The organism is Micrococcus cohnii (assembly GCF_014205175.1).
Classification (GTDB): domain Bacteria; phylum Actinomycetota; class Actinomycetes; order Actinomycetales; family Micrococcaceae; genus Micrococcus; species Micrococcus cohnii.
In genome coordinates, this window is the sequence record NZ_JACHNA010000001.1 from 2,261,630 (window position 1) to 2,275,595 (window position 13,966).

At 70.7% G+C, this 13,966-nt stretch carries 11 protein-coding genes; 9 read left to right on the forward strand and 2 right to left on the reverse strand.

The genetic code is table 11. The features are described 5' to 3' along the window. The first annotated feature begins 50 nt into the window (after nucleotides 1-50). Nucleotides 51-809 (forward strand): phosphoglyceromutase, encoded by a 759-nt coding sequence (locus tag HDA30_RS10300; RefSeq protein WP_158497123.1) that lies wholly within the window; start codon nucleotides 51-53, stop codon nucleotides 807-809. Nucleotides 810-927: 118 nt separating this feature from the next. Here HDA30_RS10300 and phoU read toward each other — a convergent pair whose 3' ends face one another. After that, a complete protein-coding gene (gene phoU / locus HDA30_RS10305) occupies nucleotides 928-1,587 on the reverse strand; it encodes a phosphate signaling complex protein PhoU (RefSeq protein ID WP_184242190.1) in 660 nt (219 codons plus the stop codon). 154 nt (nucleotides 1,588-1,741) lie between these two features. Here phoU and HDA30_RS10310 point away from each other — a divergent pair, with 154 nt between their 5' ends. After that, entirely contained in the window at nucleotides 1,742-2,980 is a 1,239-nt protein-coding gene (locus tag HDA30_RS10310) for an ATP-binding protein (RefSeq protein WP_184242192.1), read from the forward strand. Then, on the forward strand, nucleotides 2,977-3,657 hold the full coding sequence (locus HDA30_RS10315; RefSeq protein ID WP_184242194.1) for a response regulator: 681 nt from the start codon (nucleotides 2,977-2,979) through the stop codon (nucleotides 3,655-3,657). The genes HDA30_RS10310 and HDA30_RS10315 overlap by 4 nt, the downstream gene beginning before the upstream one ends. 133 nt (nucleotides 3,658-3,790) lie before the next feature. Here HDA30_RS10315 and HDA30_RS10320 read toward each other — a convergent pair whose 3' ends face one another. Next, nucleotides 3,791-4,333, reverse strand: a complete 543-nt coding sequence (locus tag HDA30_RS10320; RefSeq protein WP_184242196.1) for a hypothetical protein — start codon at nucleotides 4,331-4,333, stop codon at nucleotides 3,791-3,793. Between the two features lie 204 nt (nucleotides 4,334-4,537). Between HDA30_RS10320 and HDA30_RS10325 the strand changes: the two genes are divergently transcribed. From HDA30_RS10325 to glgB, 6 genes are all read left to right on the forward strand, one after another. Continuing rightward, the gene (locus tag HDA30_RS10325) at nucleotides 4,538-5,020 is read left to right on the forward strand and encodes a CarD family transcriptional regulator (RefSeq protein ID WP_158497118.1); all 483 of its coding nucleotides are present in this window, start codon (nucleotides 4,538-4,540) and stop codon (nucleotides 5,018-5,020) included. Nucleotides 5,021-5,179: 159 nt separating this feature from the next. Beyond that, the gene (ispD, locus tag HDA30_RS10330) at nucleotides 5,180-6,586 is read left to right on the forward strand and encodes a 2-C-methyl-D-erythritol 4-phosphate cytidylyltransferase (RefSeq protein WP_184242198.1); all 1,407 of its coding nucleotides are present in this window, start codon (nucleotides 5,180-5,182) and stop codon (nucleotides 6,584-6,586) included. Between the two features lie 82 nt (nucleotides 6,587-6,668). Continuing rightward, nucleotides 6,669-8,138 (forward strand): cysteine--tRNA ligase, encoded by a 1,470-nt coding sequence (cysS, locus tag HDA30_RS10335; RefSeq protein WP_184242200.1) that lies wholly within the window; start codon nucleotides 6,669-6,671, stop codon nucleotides 8,136-8,138. Nucleotides 8,139-8,235: 97 nt separating this feature from the next. Continuing rightward, complete coding sequence (rlmB, locus tag HDA30_RS10340) at nucleotides 8,236-9,249, forward strand: 23S rRNA (guanosine(2251)-2'-O)-methyltransferase RlmB (RefSeq protein WP_184242202.1); 1,014 nt, start codon at nucleotides 8,236-8,238, stop codon at nucleotides 9,247-9,249. A 107-nt stretch (nucleotides 9,250-9,356) separates the two neighbouring features. Next, nucleotides 9,357-11,441 carry a maltotransferase domain-containing protein gene (locus HDA30_RS10345; RefSeq protein WP_184242516.1) on the forward strand — a complete coding sequence of 695 codons (2,085 nt, stop codon included), beginning with the start codon at nucleotides 9,357-9,359 and terminating at the stop codon, nucleotides 11,439-11,441. Beyond that, on the forward strand, nucleotides 11,438-13,804 hold the full coding sequence (gene glgB, locus HDA30_RS10350) for a 1,4-alpha-glucan branching protein GlgB (RefSeq protein ID WP_425488396.1): 2,367 nt from the start codon (nucleotides 11,438-11,440) through the stop codon (nucleotides 13,802-13,804). The genes HDA30_RS10345 and glgB overlap by 4 nt, the downstream gene beginning before the upstream one ends. The last annotated feature ends 162 nt before the right edge of the window (nucleotides 13,805-13,966 follow it).

The window sequence follows — 13,966 nt, forward strand, 5'->3', positions numbered from 1 at the left end:
GCGTGGCCGCGCCGGCGTTCGGGCGCCGGGCACGCCGTAGGATGGAGACCATGGCGAACACCACATACACCCTGGTCCTGCTCCGTCACGGTCAGAGCGAATGGAACGAGAAAAACCTGTTCACCGGCTGGGTGGACGTCCCGCTCACCGACAAGGGACGGGCGGAGGCCGCGCGCGGCGGCGAGCTCCTCAAGGACGAGGGCCTCGCGCCGGATGTGCTGCACACCTCTCTGCTCAAGCGCGCGATCACCACCGCGAACCTGGCCCTCGAGGCGGCTGACCGGCAGTGGATCCCGGTCAAGCGCAGCTGGCGTCTGAACGAGCGCCACTACGGTGCGCTGCAGGGCAAGGACAAGGCCGAGGTGAAGGCGGAGTTCGGCGAGGAACAGTTCATGGTCTGGCGGCGCTCCTTCGACACCCCGCCGCCGGCGCTCGAGGACTCCTCCGAGTTCTCCCAGGCCGGCGAGGAGCGCTACGCGGACCTGGGCGAGCAGGCGCCGCGCACCGAGGCGCTCAAGAACGTCATCGACCGTCTGCTGCCGTACTGGGAGGAGTCGATCGTCCCGGACCTGAAGGCCGGCAAGACGGTCATGGTCGCCGCGCACGGCAACTCGCTGCGCGCCCTGGTCAAGCATCTCGACGGCATCTCCGACGAGCAGATCGCCGGTCTGAACATCCCGACGGGCATCCCGCTGGTCTACGAGCTCGACGAGGACTTCACCCCGGTCACCCCGGGCGGCCGGTATCTGGACCCGGAGGCCGCCGCGGCCGGCGCTGCCGCCGTCGCGGCCCAGGGCAACGCGCGCTGACGTTCACATCCGTGACGACGGGCCGTCCTCGTGCGCGAGGACGGCCCGTCGTTGTGGATGACCGACGCCGTTGTGCCGCGAGGGGCGCGGCGTGCGGCGGATCCGTCCGAGGCGCGGCTCAGGGTTCCTTCGAGTGCGAGGCCCATTCGCCGGTGACGAGGTACCGCACCTTGCTGCTCACGGACAGCGCGTGGTCCGTGAAGCGCTCCAGGTACCGGGAGGCGAGCGTGATGTCGGTCGTGGTGGGGCCGGCCTCGCCCCACCCCTGGTCGGCGATGGCGCGGAACACCGAGAGGTGGTGCTCGTTGACGAGCCGGTTCACCTCGTCGATGCGGTCGGCATGGGACAGATTATGGCTCTCAAGCAGCAGCACCACGTGCGCGGCCGCCTCGACGGCGTCGGCGCTCATCGCGGCGAAGATCGGCTGCACCGAGGCCGGCACGACCTGTTCGGGGTACCGCAGCCGGGTCAGCTGAGCGATGTGCCGGGCGAGGTCCCCCATCCGCTCAAGCGAGGAGCTCATCCGCAAGGTCGCGACGACGGTGCGCAGATCCGAGGCCATCGGGGACTGCAGGGCCAGCAGCTGGATGGCCTGCTCGTCGAGTTGCTCCTGGAGCTGGTCGATGCGGGCGTCCTCCGAGATGACCTGTTCGGCTCGGTGCACGTCGGCCGTGCGCAGCGCCTGACGAGCATCGTCCATGGCCCGATGCACGAGCTCGGCGAGATCGACCAGGTCGCGACCTAGGCGACTCAGGTCGGCTTGGAACTGCTCGCGCATGCGATAAGACCTCCGGTCCTCGTTGACCTGGGATTTCCCGGGCAAGCTATCACTATCGCCGGTGCAGGTGAACGCCGTCTGAACGTCGGAGCACGAGGGGGAGAAACGTTCGAGCGGACGGGACGGGGTGCGGTCAGCGATTACTGTAGGGGCCGTGGATCCCGTGTTGTTCGGCCTGCTGTGTGCGGCCTTCGGCCTCGTCGTGGGCGTCGGCTCGATGCTGGCCTTCCGCGCGTCCGAGCGCAGCCGCACGGTGGACATGACGATCGACGAGCCCACTCTGCCCTCCGGCGCCTCCGAGGTGCTGTCCGTGATCGGCCGTGCCTACGCGGTCGTCGACGCGGTCGACGGCGTCGTGAAGGCGAACCCCTCGGCCTATGCGATGGGCCTGGTCCGCGGCTACACGCTCGTGCATGCCGAGGTGCGTGAGCTGACCGCCCGCGTGCGCGCCGAGGGCGTCACCATGGAGCGGCGCCACGAGCTGCAGCGCGGCCCGCTCGGGCAGGGAGCGATCGTCGTGGGTCTGCGTGTGGCGCCGCTGGACGACGAGTACATCCTGATCCTGGCCGACGACCGCACCGAGATCACCCGGACCGAGGCGATGCGTCACGACTTCGTCGTCAATGTGTCCCATGAGCTGAAGACTCCGGTCGGCGCGATCTCGCTGCTCTCGGAGACGATCGACGACGCGGCCGAGGACGAGGACGCCGTGCGACGCTTCGCCGGACGCCTGAAGGTCGAATCGGTGCGCCTGTCAGCGCTGGTCCAGGACATCATCGAGCTCTCCCGGCTCCAGTCCAAGGACGTCGTTCACGAGGGCGCCCCCGTCGATATGAACCGTGTGGCCGCTGAGGCCGTGGATCGGGTGCGGCTGACGGCCGAGGCCCGGGGGATCACCGTGAAGCTGGGTGGTCACGTGGACCGGCCCGTGCACGGTGATGCCGATCAGCTGATGACGGCGGTGCGCAATCTCGTGGACAACGCGGTGCGCTATTCGCCGGACAAGACGACGGTCGGCGTCGGGGTCAGCTCGGTCGACGGCCTGGCCCAGGTGACCGTGACGGACCAGGGCATCGGGATTGGCGCGGACGAGCAGGACCGTGTGTTCGAGCGGTTCTACCGCGTCGACTCGGCCCGCTCTCGTCAGACCGGTGGCACCGGTCTGGGGCTGAGCATCGTCAAGCACGTGGTGGCGAACCACGGCGGCGAGGTGACCGTGTGGTCCCAGCCGGGCCGCGGATCCACGTTCACCATCCGCCTCCCGCTGTGGGAGGACGAGACGGACCATCGGACCTCCGCCGACTCTCCCGGCGGCGACACCCCCACCCGACGTCCCGGCGCCGTGACGGCGGACCGTGGCACATCGGCCCAGCGGAAGGAGCACAGCACGTGACACGCATTCTGATCGTGGAGGACGAGGAGTCGTTCAGCGACCCGCTGTCCTACCTGCTCACGAAGGAGGGGTACGAGGTCTCCGTCGTCGAGGACGGTGGTGAGGCGCTCGAGCGGTTCGAGCGGGAAGGCGCCGATCTGGTGCTGCTCGATCTGATGCTGCCGGGCATGTCCGGCACCGAGGTGTGCCGACACATCCGGCAGAAGTCGAACGTGCCGGTCATCATGCTCACGGCGAAGGACTCGGAGATCGACAAGGTCGTGGGCCTGGAGATCGGCGCGGACGACTACGTGACGAAGCCGTACTCCTCTCGGGAGCTCGTGGCCCGTGTGCGCGCCGTGCTGCGGCGCCAGGGCGAGCCGGAGGAGCTGGTGAGCACGACCGTCGCCGCCGGGCCGGTGCGCATGGACGTCGAGCGTCACGTGGTGTCGGTTGACGGCGAGCAGGTCTCGTTGCCGCTCAAGGAGTTCGAGCTGCTGGAGATGCTGCTGCGCAACTCCGGGCGCGTGCTCACGCGCGGGCAGCTGATCGACCGGGTCTGGGGCTCCGATTACGTGGGCGACACCAAGACGCTCGACGTGCACGTCAAGCGGCTGCGCTCGAAGATCGAGCCGGACCCCTCGTCGCCGCGCTACCTGGTGACGGTGCGCGGTCTGGGGTACAAGTTCGAGCCGTGATCGAGATCCCGTCGGCGCGGGGCAGGTCCGACGGGAGCGGAGACCGCGACGGCCGGTCGCCTTCGGGAGGAAGGCGGCCGGCCGTCGCGGTGTGCGGGTCGCGGGCGGGGTCGCGCTCGCGACCCGACCGGGGTCAGTGACCCTCGGTGCCGTAGTGGTGGGTCTCCTCCTTGAGGTGACCCGTCCATTCCTTCTCATCGACCGTGCCCGGGGCGAGGTCCCGGTACTCCTCCTGGGTCGGGGAGAGTACGGGGACCTTGAGGTCGGTCTCGGTGGAGCCGGTCTTCAGGGTGCCGTCGATCATCGCGCCGGGGACCGCGCCGGTCGAGTCGAGGATGTGCTCCTCCTCCTCGAGGGAGACGGTCTCGCCGGCGGGGACCGTCACCTCGGCGGAGCCGCCGCTGAAGTCGAGGGTCACATCGGCCTCCTGCTGGGTGGCGTTGGAGACCGAGCCGATGACGCGGCCCTTCTCGTCCTCGCCGGTCGAGACCACGCCGACATTGCGCAGGCCGATGCCGTCGACGTCCTTCACGATGCCGTCGCTCGGGGAGTACTCGATGCCGGTGGCGATCGGGCTGACGGCGCTGCAGCCGGTCGCCGCGAGCAGGGCGACGGCGGCGACGGAGCCGGCGCCCAGACGGCGCAGGCGTGCGGACCGGGTGGAGGCGGTGTTCACGATGAGCTCCTCGAGAGAACGGTGCGACGGGCGCGCACGCGAGCGCGTGCGCATTTTCTCGTCACCAAGCCTATCCCACCGGCGGGGAGCGGGCCGTCCGTCGGGTCGGCCACGCACTATCACAGCGGCGCGCAGGCCGTGGCAACCGACACTCCGGATGACGCCCCCGTGGTAGAGTGGAGTGTCACGAAAGGGGCCAATCACATGGTTTTTGAGGTCGGAGAGACCGTCGTTTACCCCCACCACGGAGCCGCGCGCATCGAGGAGATCAAGATGCGCACGGTCAAGGGCGAAGAGAAGATGTATCTCAAGCTCAAGGTGGCGCAGGGGGACCTGACCATCGAGGTCCCCGCGGAGAACGTGGACCTGGTCGGCGTGCGGGACGTCGTCGACTCCGAGGGGCTCGAGCACGTGGTCGAGGTGCTGCAGGCAGAGCACGTCGAGGAGCCCACCAACTGGTCGCGCCGGTACAAGGCGAATCTGGAGAAGCTGGCCAGCGGCGACGTGAACAAGGTGGCCGAGGTCGTGCGTGACCTGTGGCGCCGCGACCACGATCGCGGCCTGTCCGCCGGTGAGAAGCGCATGCTCGCGAAGGCCCGCCAGGTGCTGGTCTCGGAGCTCGCGCTCGCGAAGAAGGTCTCCGAGGAGGAGGCCGAGGGCATTCTGGACAAGACCCTCGAGGGCTGACTCTCTCGCCCGTGCGCTTCGTTCGGCCCGCCCCGGTACGCTCCGCGGCGGGCCGAGGCGCGTCCGGGCCCGTGCTTCACCGCCCCTGGCGGCTGCACTGTTCTGACCGCCGGGGCGCTCGGCCGCGGCCTCATCATGTTCGAAGGAGCGAGCTCGCGCATGCAGCACACCCCCTCGTCGATCGGCCCGGAGGCAGGGCCAGGTCGCGTTGTCGACGTCGTGCCGAGTTCGGCGGACCGCCCCGTGCGCACCGCGGTGCTGGTCGCAGCGGCCGGATCCGGCACCCGTCTCGGTGCGGGGAGGGCCAAGGCGCTGGTGCCGCTGGCCGATGGCCGCACCGTGCTGGAGCACTGCCTCGACTCTCTCGCGCAGGTCTCAGGCGTGGACGCCGTCGTGGTGCTTGTGCCGCCGGCGCCCGAGCCGCGCTCAGAGGCGGAGGCCGTCGTGGACAGGTGGGCGGCCCGGCACGGGCGGAATGCCGTGTGCGTGCCTGGCGGTGCCGAACGCGCGGACTCGATCCGCGCGGGGCTGACGGTCGCGTCGCAGCGCGTGGACGACGCCGGGGCCCAGGGGCGGACGCTGGTGCTCGTCCATGACGCCGCGCGGCCCTTCGCCCCGGCCGAGGTGTTCGCGCGGGTGCGCGATGCCCTGGCCGCCGGCGCAGCGGCCGTCGTTCCGGCTGTGGGCGTCACGGACACCGTCAAGCGCGTCGAGGACCGTGACGGCGCCGAGGTCGTCGCGGGGACGCCGGATCGAACGAGCCTGCGCGCCGTGCAGACACCGCAAGGCTTCGACCTGGCCGCGTTGCTGGCCGCCCACGAGCATGTGCGTCGGGACCCGGCTCTCGACGCAGCGTCCCTCACCGACGACGCGATGGTCATGGAGGCAGCCGGGCACGACGTCGTTCTCGTGGCCGGCGCTCAGGCCGCCTTCAAGATCACCACGCCGCTGGATCTGTCCCTGGCGGCCACCCACCTGCAGGAGGACTGCGTGACCGACTCCCACCAGAGACCGTTCGACTCCGACTCGGCCCGGGCCCTGCCGTTGCCGCGCACCGGCGTGGGCGTCGACGTGCACGCGGTCGCAGATCCGGCGGCGGCCGGTACCGCGGAGCTGACGGACGAGCACCGCGCCGCCGTCGAGCGCGGCTGCTGGGTCGCGGGGCTACATTGGCCCGGCGAGCCGGCTCTGGCGGGGCACTCCGACGCCGACGTGGCCGCGCATGCCTGCTGCGACGCTCTGTTCAGCGCGGCCGGCATCGGCGACCTCGGTCAGCACTTCGGCACGAGCCGTCCCGAGTTCGCGGGCGCCTCGGGGGCGACGCTGCTGGCCGAGGCGGCGCGGCTCGTGCGCGAGGCCGGGTTCGAGATCGGCAACATCGCGGTGCAGGTCGTCGGTAACCGGCCCAAGATCGGCACCCGCCGGGCCGAGGCGCAGCGCGTCCTGGGCGAGGCCGCGGACGCCCCGGTCTCGGTGTCTGGCACGACCACCGACGGTCTCGGCCTGACCGGCCGCGGCGAGGGCGCCGCCGCGATCGCGACGGCCCTGGTGTGGCCGCGGCGTTGAGTCGCCCGGGCACATCACGGGCGCTCGGGCCGCATGACGTCCCGCGTCGTCGTCCGGCGGCGCACCGATAGGATCGGAGACCGTGGCACAGCGTTTCTATGACACCCAGACCGCCCAGATCCGTGACTTCGTCCCTCTGCGGGAGGGGGAAGCCTCGGTGTACTACTGCGGCGCCACGGTGCAAGGCATGCCGCACGTCGGACATGTGCGCAGCGCGATCGTCTTCGACATCCTGATCCGCTGGCTCGAGGCGACCGGACTGAAGGTCACCTCGGTGCGCAACGTCACGGACATCGACGACAAGATCCTCGACCGCTCTGTCGCGTCGCAGGCCGAGGACTTCGCGGCCTCCGCGCTCTACCCTGCCGATGAACAGTGGTGGGCCCTGGCCTATCGCTTCGAGAAGGCATTCGACTCCGCCTACCTCTCCCTGGGTGTGCGCCGCCCCACCTACGAGCCGCGCGCGACCGGCCACATCACGGAGATGTTCGCGCTGATCGAGCGCCTGATCGAGCGGGGCCACGCGTACCCGGCCACCGATGGCTCGGGGGACGTGTACTTCGACGTCCGCTCGTGGGAGCGCTACGGGGAGCTGACCCGCCAGCGGGTCGAGGACATGCAGGACGCCCCCGACGCGGACCCGCGCGGCAAGCGCGACCCCCGCGACTTCGCCCTGTGGAAGGGCGCCAAGCAGGGGGAACCGACGACGGCGTCGTGGGACTCCCCATGGGGCCGTGGCCGACCGGGCTGGCATCTGGAGTGCTCGGCCATGTCCACGAAGTACCTCGGCGCCGAGTTCGACATCCACGGCGGCGGCCTCGACCTGCGCTTCCCGCACCACGAGAACGAGCTCGCGCAGTCCACGGCGGCCGGCGACCCGTTCGCCCGCTTCTGGCTCCACAACGGCCTGGTCACCTACGAGGGCGAGAAGATGTCCAAGTCGGTCGGCAACACCATCTCTCCCGAGCAGATGCTCGGCATGGCCCGACCGAAGGCCGTGCGCTACTTCCTGGGTCAGGCTCATTACCGCTCGCAGCTGGATTATCGTCCCGGGGCGCTCGACGAGGCCGCCGCCGCGGTCGAGCGTGTCGAGAGCTTCGTGGCTCGGGCGAGAGCGGCCCACGCAGAGCCCGAGACGCCGACCGAGACGCCGACCGGGCCGCTGGCCGACGCCGCGCCGGCGGCGTTCCGCGCGGCGATGGAGGACGACCTCGCCGTCCCCCAGGCGCTCGCCGTGCTCCACGAGACGGTCCGCGCGGGCAACTCGGCCCTGGCCGCCGGCGATGCCGAGACCGTGCGGGCACGCCTGAGCGAGGTGACGGCGATGACGCGGATCCTCGGCTTGGACGATGTGCCCGAGCCGAACACCGCGGGCACCGGCCCCGAGACCACCGCCCTCGACGCGCTCGTCCGTTCCCAGCTCGAGGCCCGCGCTCAGGCCCGCGCCGAGAAGGACTGGGCGAGCGCCGACCGCATTCGAGACGCTCTCGCCGCCGCCGGCATCGAGGTGTCCGACGGGTCCGACGGCGCGACGTGGAGCCTGCGCGGCTGAACGGTGCCGTCGTGGGGCGGACCGGCGCGCCCTAGACTGGAGGGCGTTCCGCACCCGCCGGTGCGGTCGTCTCCGCAGTCTGATTGAGGTACCCGCCATGTCCATCGCACCCCGCTCCGGCGGCAGCCGCAAGCCGAAGGGCAAGAAGGGCCCGCAGAAGGGCTCGGGCGGCCAGGGCCGCAAGGCCCTCCATGGCCGCGGCCCCACGCCCAAGGCCGAGGACCGCGTCTACCACAAGGCGCACCGCGCCAAGCAGCTGGCTGAGCGCTCCGCCGCGAAGCGCCCTGGCGGGGCGGCCCGTCCCGCGAGCCGCGCCGACCGTCGGGCGAAATCGATCGAGGAGACCGTCTCCGGCCGCAATCCGGTCGTCGAGGCGCTGCGCGCCGGCATTCCGGCGAAGTCCCTGCACGTCTCCGTCCGCGTCGAGATGGACGACCGCGTCCGTGAGGCGCTGCGCCTGTGCGCCGAGCAGGGGGTCCCGGTGCTGGAGAACACCAAACCCGAGCTGGACCGCCTCTCGGGGGAGGCCGTCCACCAGGGGCTGGTCCTGCAGATCCCGCCCTACGAGTACGCCGACGCGGTGGAGACGGCGCGCGAGGCCCTCGAGAAGTGGGACAAGGCCTACATGCGCACCGCCCCGCTGCTGATCGCCCTCGACGGCATCACGGATCCGCGCAACCTCGGCGCCATCATTCGCTCCGGCTCGGCCTTCGACGCCGATGGGGTCATCGTGCCCGCCCGCCGCTCGGTCGGCATGACGGCCACCGCGTGGCGCACGTCCGCGGGTGCGGCGGCCCGGGTCCCGGTGGCGCAGGCGGGCAACCTGAACACGACGCTCGCCGAGCTGCACCGCATGGGGTACTTCGTGCTGGGCCTCGACGGCGGAGGCGATGTCTCCCTGCCCGGTCTCCCGCTGGCGACGGAGCCGCTCGTGCTGGTCGTCGGCGCCGAGGGCAAAGGTCTGTCTCGACTGGTGCGCGAGCACTGCCAGCAGATCGTGTCCATCCCGATCAGCTCCTCGATGGAGTCGCTCAACGCATCGATGGCCGTGGGAATCTCCCTGTATGAGATCGCGGTGCAGCGCGGGACGGGACGCGGCGCCGCCGAGTGAGTGCGGCCCCGACTCCGGCGCGCCCGCTGTTCCCCCGTCACGGCCCGGGCGGTAGCGTCGGCCCCGTGGAATCGCCGCAGAACCTCGCCGTCTCTGAGAACCGCCCCGTGAGCGCCGCCCCGCGGCCGGACACGATCACCGGCCGCATCCCGGTCACGGACGTGCAGCCGGTCGTCCAGGAGGGCCGGTTCCCGGCCAAAGCCGTCGTCGGCGAGGACGTCCCGGTGCGGGCGACTGTCTTCCGGGAAGGGCATGACGGCCTCGGTGCCACCGTGCGCCTGTTCGGTCCCGACGGCGCCGAAGTGCAGCGGGTGCACATGCGGCCGGGCCGTCCCGGCCTCGACGAGTTCCTTGCGACGCTGCGCCCGGCCGAGCTCGGGTTGCACACGTTCGTGGTCGAGGGCTGGTCGGACCCGGTCGGCACGTGGCGGCACGCCGCGCAGGTGAAGGTGGCGGCGGGCATGGACGTGCAGCTCATGCTCGACGAGGGCGTCGCCCTGTTCTCGCGCGCCGCCGCCGACGACAATCGTTCTGCCGAGGACCGGGAGCTGTTCGCCCGTCTGTCTCGTGCGCTGGCGGACGAGACCGTCGAACCGGTCCGTCGCCTCGAGGCGCTCGAGGCCGATGACGTCGACCGGATGCTCGCCGCGCGTCCGGTCCGCGAGCTGGTCTCCAGCTCCGAGGAGTATCCCCTCGACGTGCAGCGGCGCCTGGCTGGCCGGGGCGCCTGGTATGAGTTCTTCCCGCGTTCGGAGGGAGCCCGCTACGACGAGGCCCTCGGACGCTGGGTCTCCGGCACGTTCTGCACTGCCGCGCAGCGCCTGGACGCGGTGGCGGCCATGGGGTTCGAGGTGGTGTACCTGCCGCCGATCCACCCGATCGGCCGGACCCACCGCAAGGGTCCGAACAACACGCTGCAGGCCGGCCTGCAGGACCCCGGCTCCCCGTGGGCCATCGGCGCGGCCGAGGGCGGGCACGACACGGTTCACCCGGACCTCGGCACCCTTGAGGACTTCGCGAGGTTCGTCGCCCGGGCCCATGAGCTGGACCTCGAGGTGGCCCTGGACCTCGCCCTGCAGTGCGCTCCGGACCACCCGTGGGTGGCGGAGCACCCGGAGTGGTTCACGACCCGCGTCGACGGGTCGATCGCCTATGCCGAGAACCCGCCGAAGAAGTACCAGGACATCTACCCGCTGAACTTTGACAACGACCCGAACGGCCTGAGCGAGGCCGTGCTCGAGGTCGTGCTCGGCTGGGTCGAGCGCGGGGTGCACGTGTTCCGCGTCGACAATCCGCACACCAAGCCCCTCTGGTTCTGGGAGTGGCTGATCGCCCGGGTGCGCGAGGAGGAGCCGCGCGTCGTGTTCCTGGCCGAGGCGTTCACCCGCCCGGCGATGATGCACGCGCTGGGCCGGGTCGGCTTCCAACAGTCCTACGGCTACTTCACGTGGCGGAACACCCGCGAGGAGCTCGAGGAATACCTCGAGGAGGTCACCTCACGCACCGCGGGCTTCTACCGCCCCAACTTCTTCGTGAACACCCCGGACATCCTCACGCCGTACCTGCAGACCGGCGGGCCGGGCGCGTTCAAGATCCGCGCGGTGATCGCCGCGACGTCGAACCCGCTGTGGGGCGTCTACGCCGGCTTCGAGCTGTTCGAGCATGTCCCGCGCCCGGGCGCCGAGGAGTACATCGACAACGAGAAGTACGAGTACCGGCCACGCGACTGGGCGGCGGCGGAGTCCGCCGGCGCGTCGCTGGCGCCGTACCTGCGTCGGCTCAACGAGATCCGTGCGCAGCACCCGGCCCTGCAGGACCTGCAGAACCTGACCCTGCACGCCTCGACCCACCCGGACCTTCTGGTCTACTCCAAGTCCCGCCGCGCTCGACCGGAAGGCACGCATGCGCGGGCCGAGCGCGTGACCGACGCGAGCTCTGAGGGACTGGAGGCGACCGAGGCTGTCGACACGATCCTCGTCGTCGTCACCTGCGACCCGCACCGTGTCGCCGAGGCGACGCTTCGTCTCGATCCGGCGGCCCTGTGCCTGCGACCGCAGGACCTCGACCACCACGGCCGGTTCGAGGTCGAAGACCTCATCACCGGGCAGCGGTGGCGCTGGGACGCGCAGCCCTACGTGCGCCTGGATCCCACCGACGAGCCTGCCCACGTCCTGCGCGTCGTGCGCGGTTGAGCCGCCCGCGCGTTCCCGTCCCCTCCCGAATCGAAGGTCCGCTCATGAACACCCCGCACTCCGCCCCGACTCCGGCTCGGCCCGCGCCGCTCGCAGTGGACCGGCAGACGCTTGCGGCGGTGGCCCAGGGAGCCCATCACGCCCCGCACGACGTGCTCGGGGCGCATCCGCATCCGAGGGGCGAGGCGGTCACCTACCGCGTGCTGCGGCCGCTGGCCCGAACCGTCACGGTGGTGCCTGAGGACGGCGCGGAGCCGGTCCAGCTGCAACACGAGTTCGGCGGTGTGTTCGTCGGAGCCGGTCCGGCCGAGACGGGCGGGAATCCGGTGTACCGGGTGCGCGCGACGTACGTGGCGCCGCCGCAGCACGATGACGGCCACGCCGGTGAGAGCGTCTCCCGGCAGGCCCAGACCGAGCGCGTCGTCGAACATGTGGCCGACGACCCGTATCGGCATCTGCCCACCGTGGGCGAGCTGGACCTGCACCTGATCGGCGAGGGCCGGCACGAGCGCCTGTGGGAGACGCTGGGTGCGCGCGTCGTGCACGACGAGGACGGCCCGACCGGCACCTCGTTCGCGGTGTGGGCACCGAACGCCCGGGCGGTCCGCGTCGTCGGAGACCACAACGGCTGGGACGGTCGCCTCCACGCGATGCGGGTGCTCGGCTCGTCCGGAGTGTGGGAGTTGTTCATCCCCTCGGTGGGCCATGGCGCACGGTACAAGTACGAGATCCTCGGCGCGGACGGCCACTGGCGCCAGAAGGCCGATCCGCTCGCCCGGTGGACGGAGGTGCCTCCCGCGACGGCGTCACGGGTGTGGGACTCCGCCTACGAGTTCGCGGACCAGGCGTGGATGGCCGAGCGTGCCGTGACGGACCCGCACGAGCGACCGCTGAGTGTCTACGAGGTGCACTTGGGTTCGTGGCGTCCCGGGCTCGGGTACCGCGAGCTGGCCGAGCAGCTGGTGGAGTACGTCAGCTGGCTGGGCTTCACGCACGTGGAGTTCCTCCCGGTGGCTGAGCACCCGTTCGGAGGGTCGTGGGGCTATCAGGTGACGGGCTTCTACGCCCCCACCTCGCGCTTCGGCAACCCCGACGAGTTCAAGCACCTGGTCGACGCGCTGCACCGGGCCGGCATCGGCGTCCTCGTGGACTGGGTGCCGGCGCACTTCCCGAAGGACGAGTTCGCGCTGGGCCGCTTCGACGGGACCGCGCTGTACGAGCATCCGGACCCGCGCCGAGGCGAGCACCCGGACTGGGGTACGTACGTCTTCGACTACGGGCGCCACGAGGTGCGCAACTTCTTGGTGGCGAACGCCCTCTACTGGCTCGAGGAGTTCCACATCGACGGACTGCGCGTGGACGCGGTCGCGTCCATGCTGTACCTGGACTACTCGCGCGAGGACGGACAGTGGGAGCCGAACGTGCACGGCGGCAACCACAACCTCGAGGCGATCGCGTTCCTTCAGGAGGTGAACTCGACGGCGTACCGGCTTCACCCGGGAATCCACATGATCGCGGAGGAGTCCACGGCCTTCGATGGCGTGAGCGCCCCCGTCGATGTCGGCGGCCTGGGCTTCGGCAAGAAGTGGAACATGGGGTGGATGCACGACACGCTGGCCTATCTCAGCGAGGACCCGGTGAACCGGTCATGGCATCACGGCCGGTGGACCTTCTCCATGGTCTACGCGTACTCGGAGAACTATGTGCTGCCGTTGTCCCATGACGAGGTGGTGCACGGGAAGGGGTCCCTGCTCTCGAAGATCCCCGGTGATCGCGCCCAGCAGCTGGCGACGTTGAGGGCCTACCTGGCCTATATGTGGGCGCACCCGGGCAAACAGCTGCTCTTCATGGGAGGCGAGTTCGGGCAGCCCACGGAATGGTCGGAAGGCGCGGGGCTCGATTGGTCAGCGTCGTGGAGCGACGATCACCGAGGGGTGCAGCTCACCGTGCGTCGGCTCAACGACCTGTACCGCAAGACCGCGGCCCTGTGGAGCCAGGACCACACGTCGGAGGGGTTCACGTGGCTGGAGGCGGATGCCGCCGCGGACAATCTGCTGGCGTTCGTGCGTCATGCCGATCCGAAAACCGCGGCTGAGGGGCACACGGACACGGCGGATCTGATCTGCCTGGCGCACCTGTCGGGTGTGTCGAGAGAGGGTCTGCGGATCGGGGTCCCCGCGCCGGGGCCATGGAACATCGTCGTGGACACGGATGATCCCGCCTACGCGGGGGCGGGTCAGCGTGGGACCGAGGCGGACACCGTGTGGGCCGAGGCGGTGCCGCGACACGGACAGGATCACTCGGTGGTTCTGAATCTGCCCGCCCTGACGACGCTCTGGCTCCAGCCGGCGAACCGGGACTGACCCCCGCATCGAGGTCGGGGGAGGACAAGGGCGGCGCGTGCTGCACATCACGTCAGAGTGCCCTGGCGGATGAGGCGGTGAACGGGGGCTACGGAACGGTGACATCCGCATGAATCCGCAGTCGAGAGGCTGACCGGGGTGGACATGGACGCCCGTTTTGCG

Coding starts and splice junctions, on each gene's coding strand:
- HDA30_RS10300 (WP_158497123.1), top strand. CDS start 51: ATGGCGAACACCACATACACCCTGGTCCTGCTCCGTCACGGTCAGAGC.
- phoU (WP_184242190.1), bottom strand. CDS start 1,587: ATGCGCGAGCAGTTCCAAGCCGACCTGAGTCGCCTAGGTCGCGACCTG.
- HDA30_RS10325 (WP_158497118.1), top strand. CDS start 4,538: ATGGTTTTTGAGGTCGGAGAGACCGTCGTTTACCCCCACCACGGAGCC.
- ispD (WP_184242198.1), top strand. CDS start 5,180: ATGCAGCACACCCCCTCGTCGATCGGCCCGGAGGCAGGGCCAGGTCGC.
- rlmB (WP_184242202.1), top strand. CDS start 8,236: ATGTCCATCGCACCCCGCTCCGGCGGCAGCCGCAAGCCGAAGGGCAAG.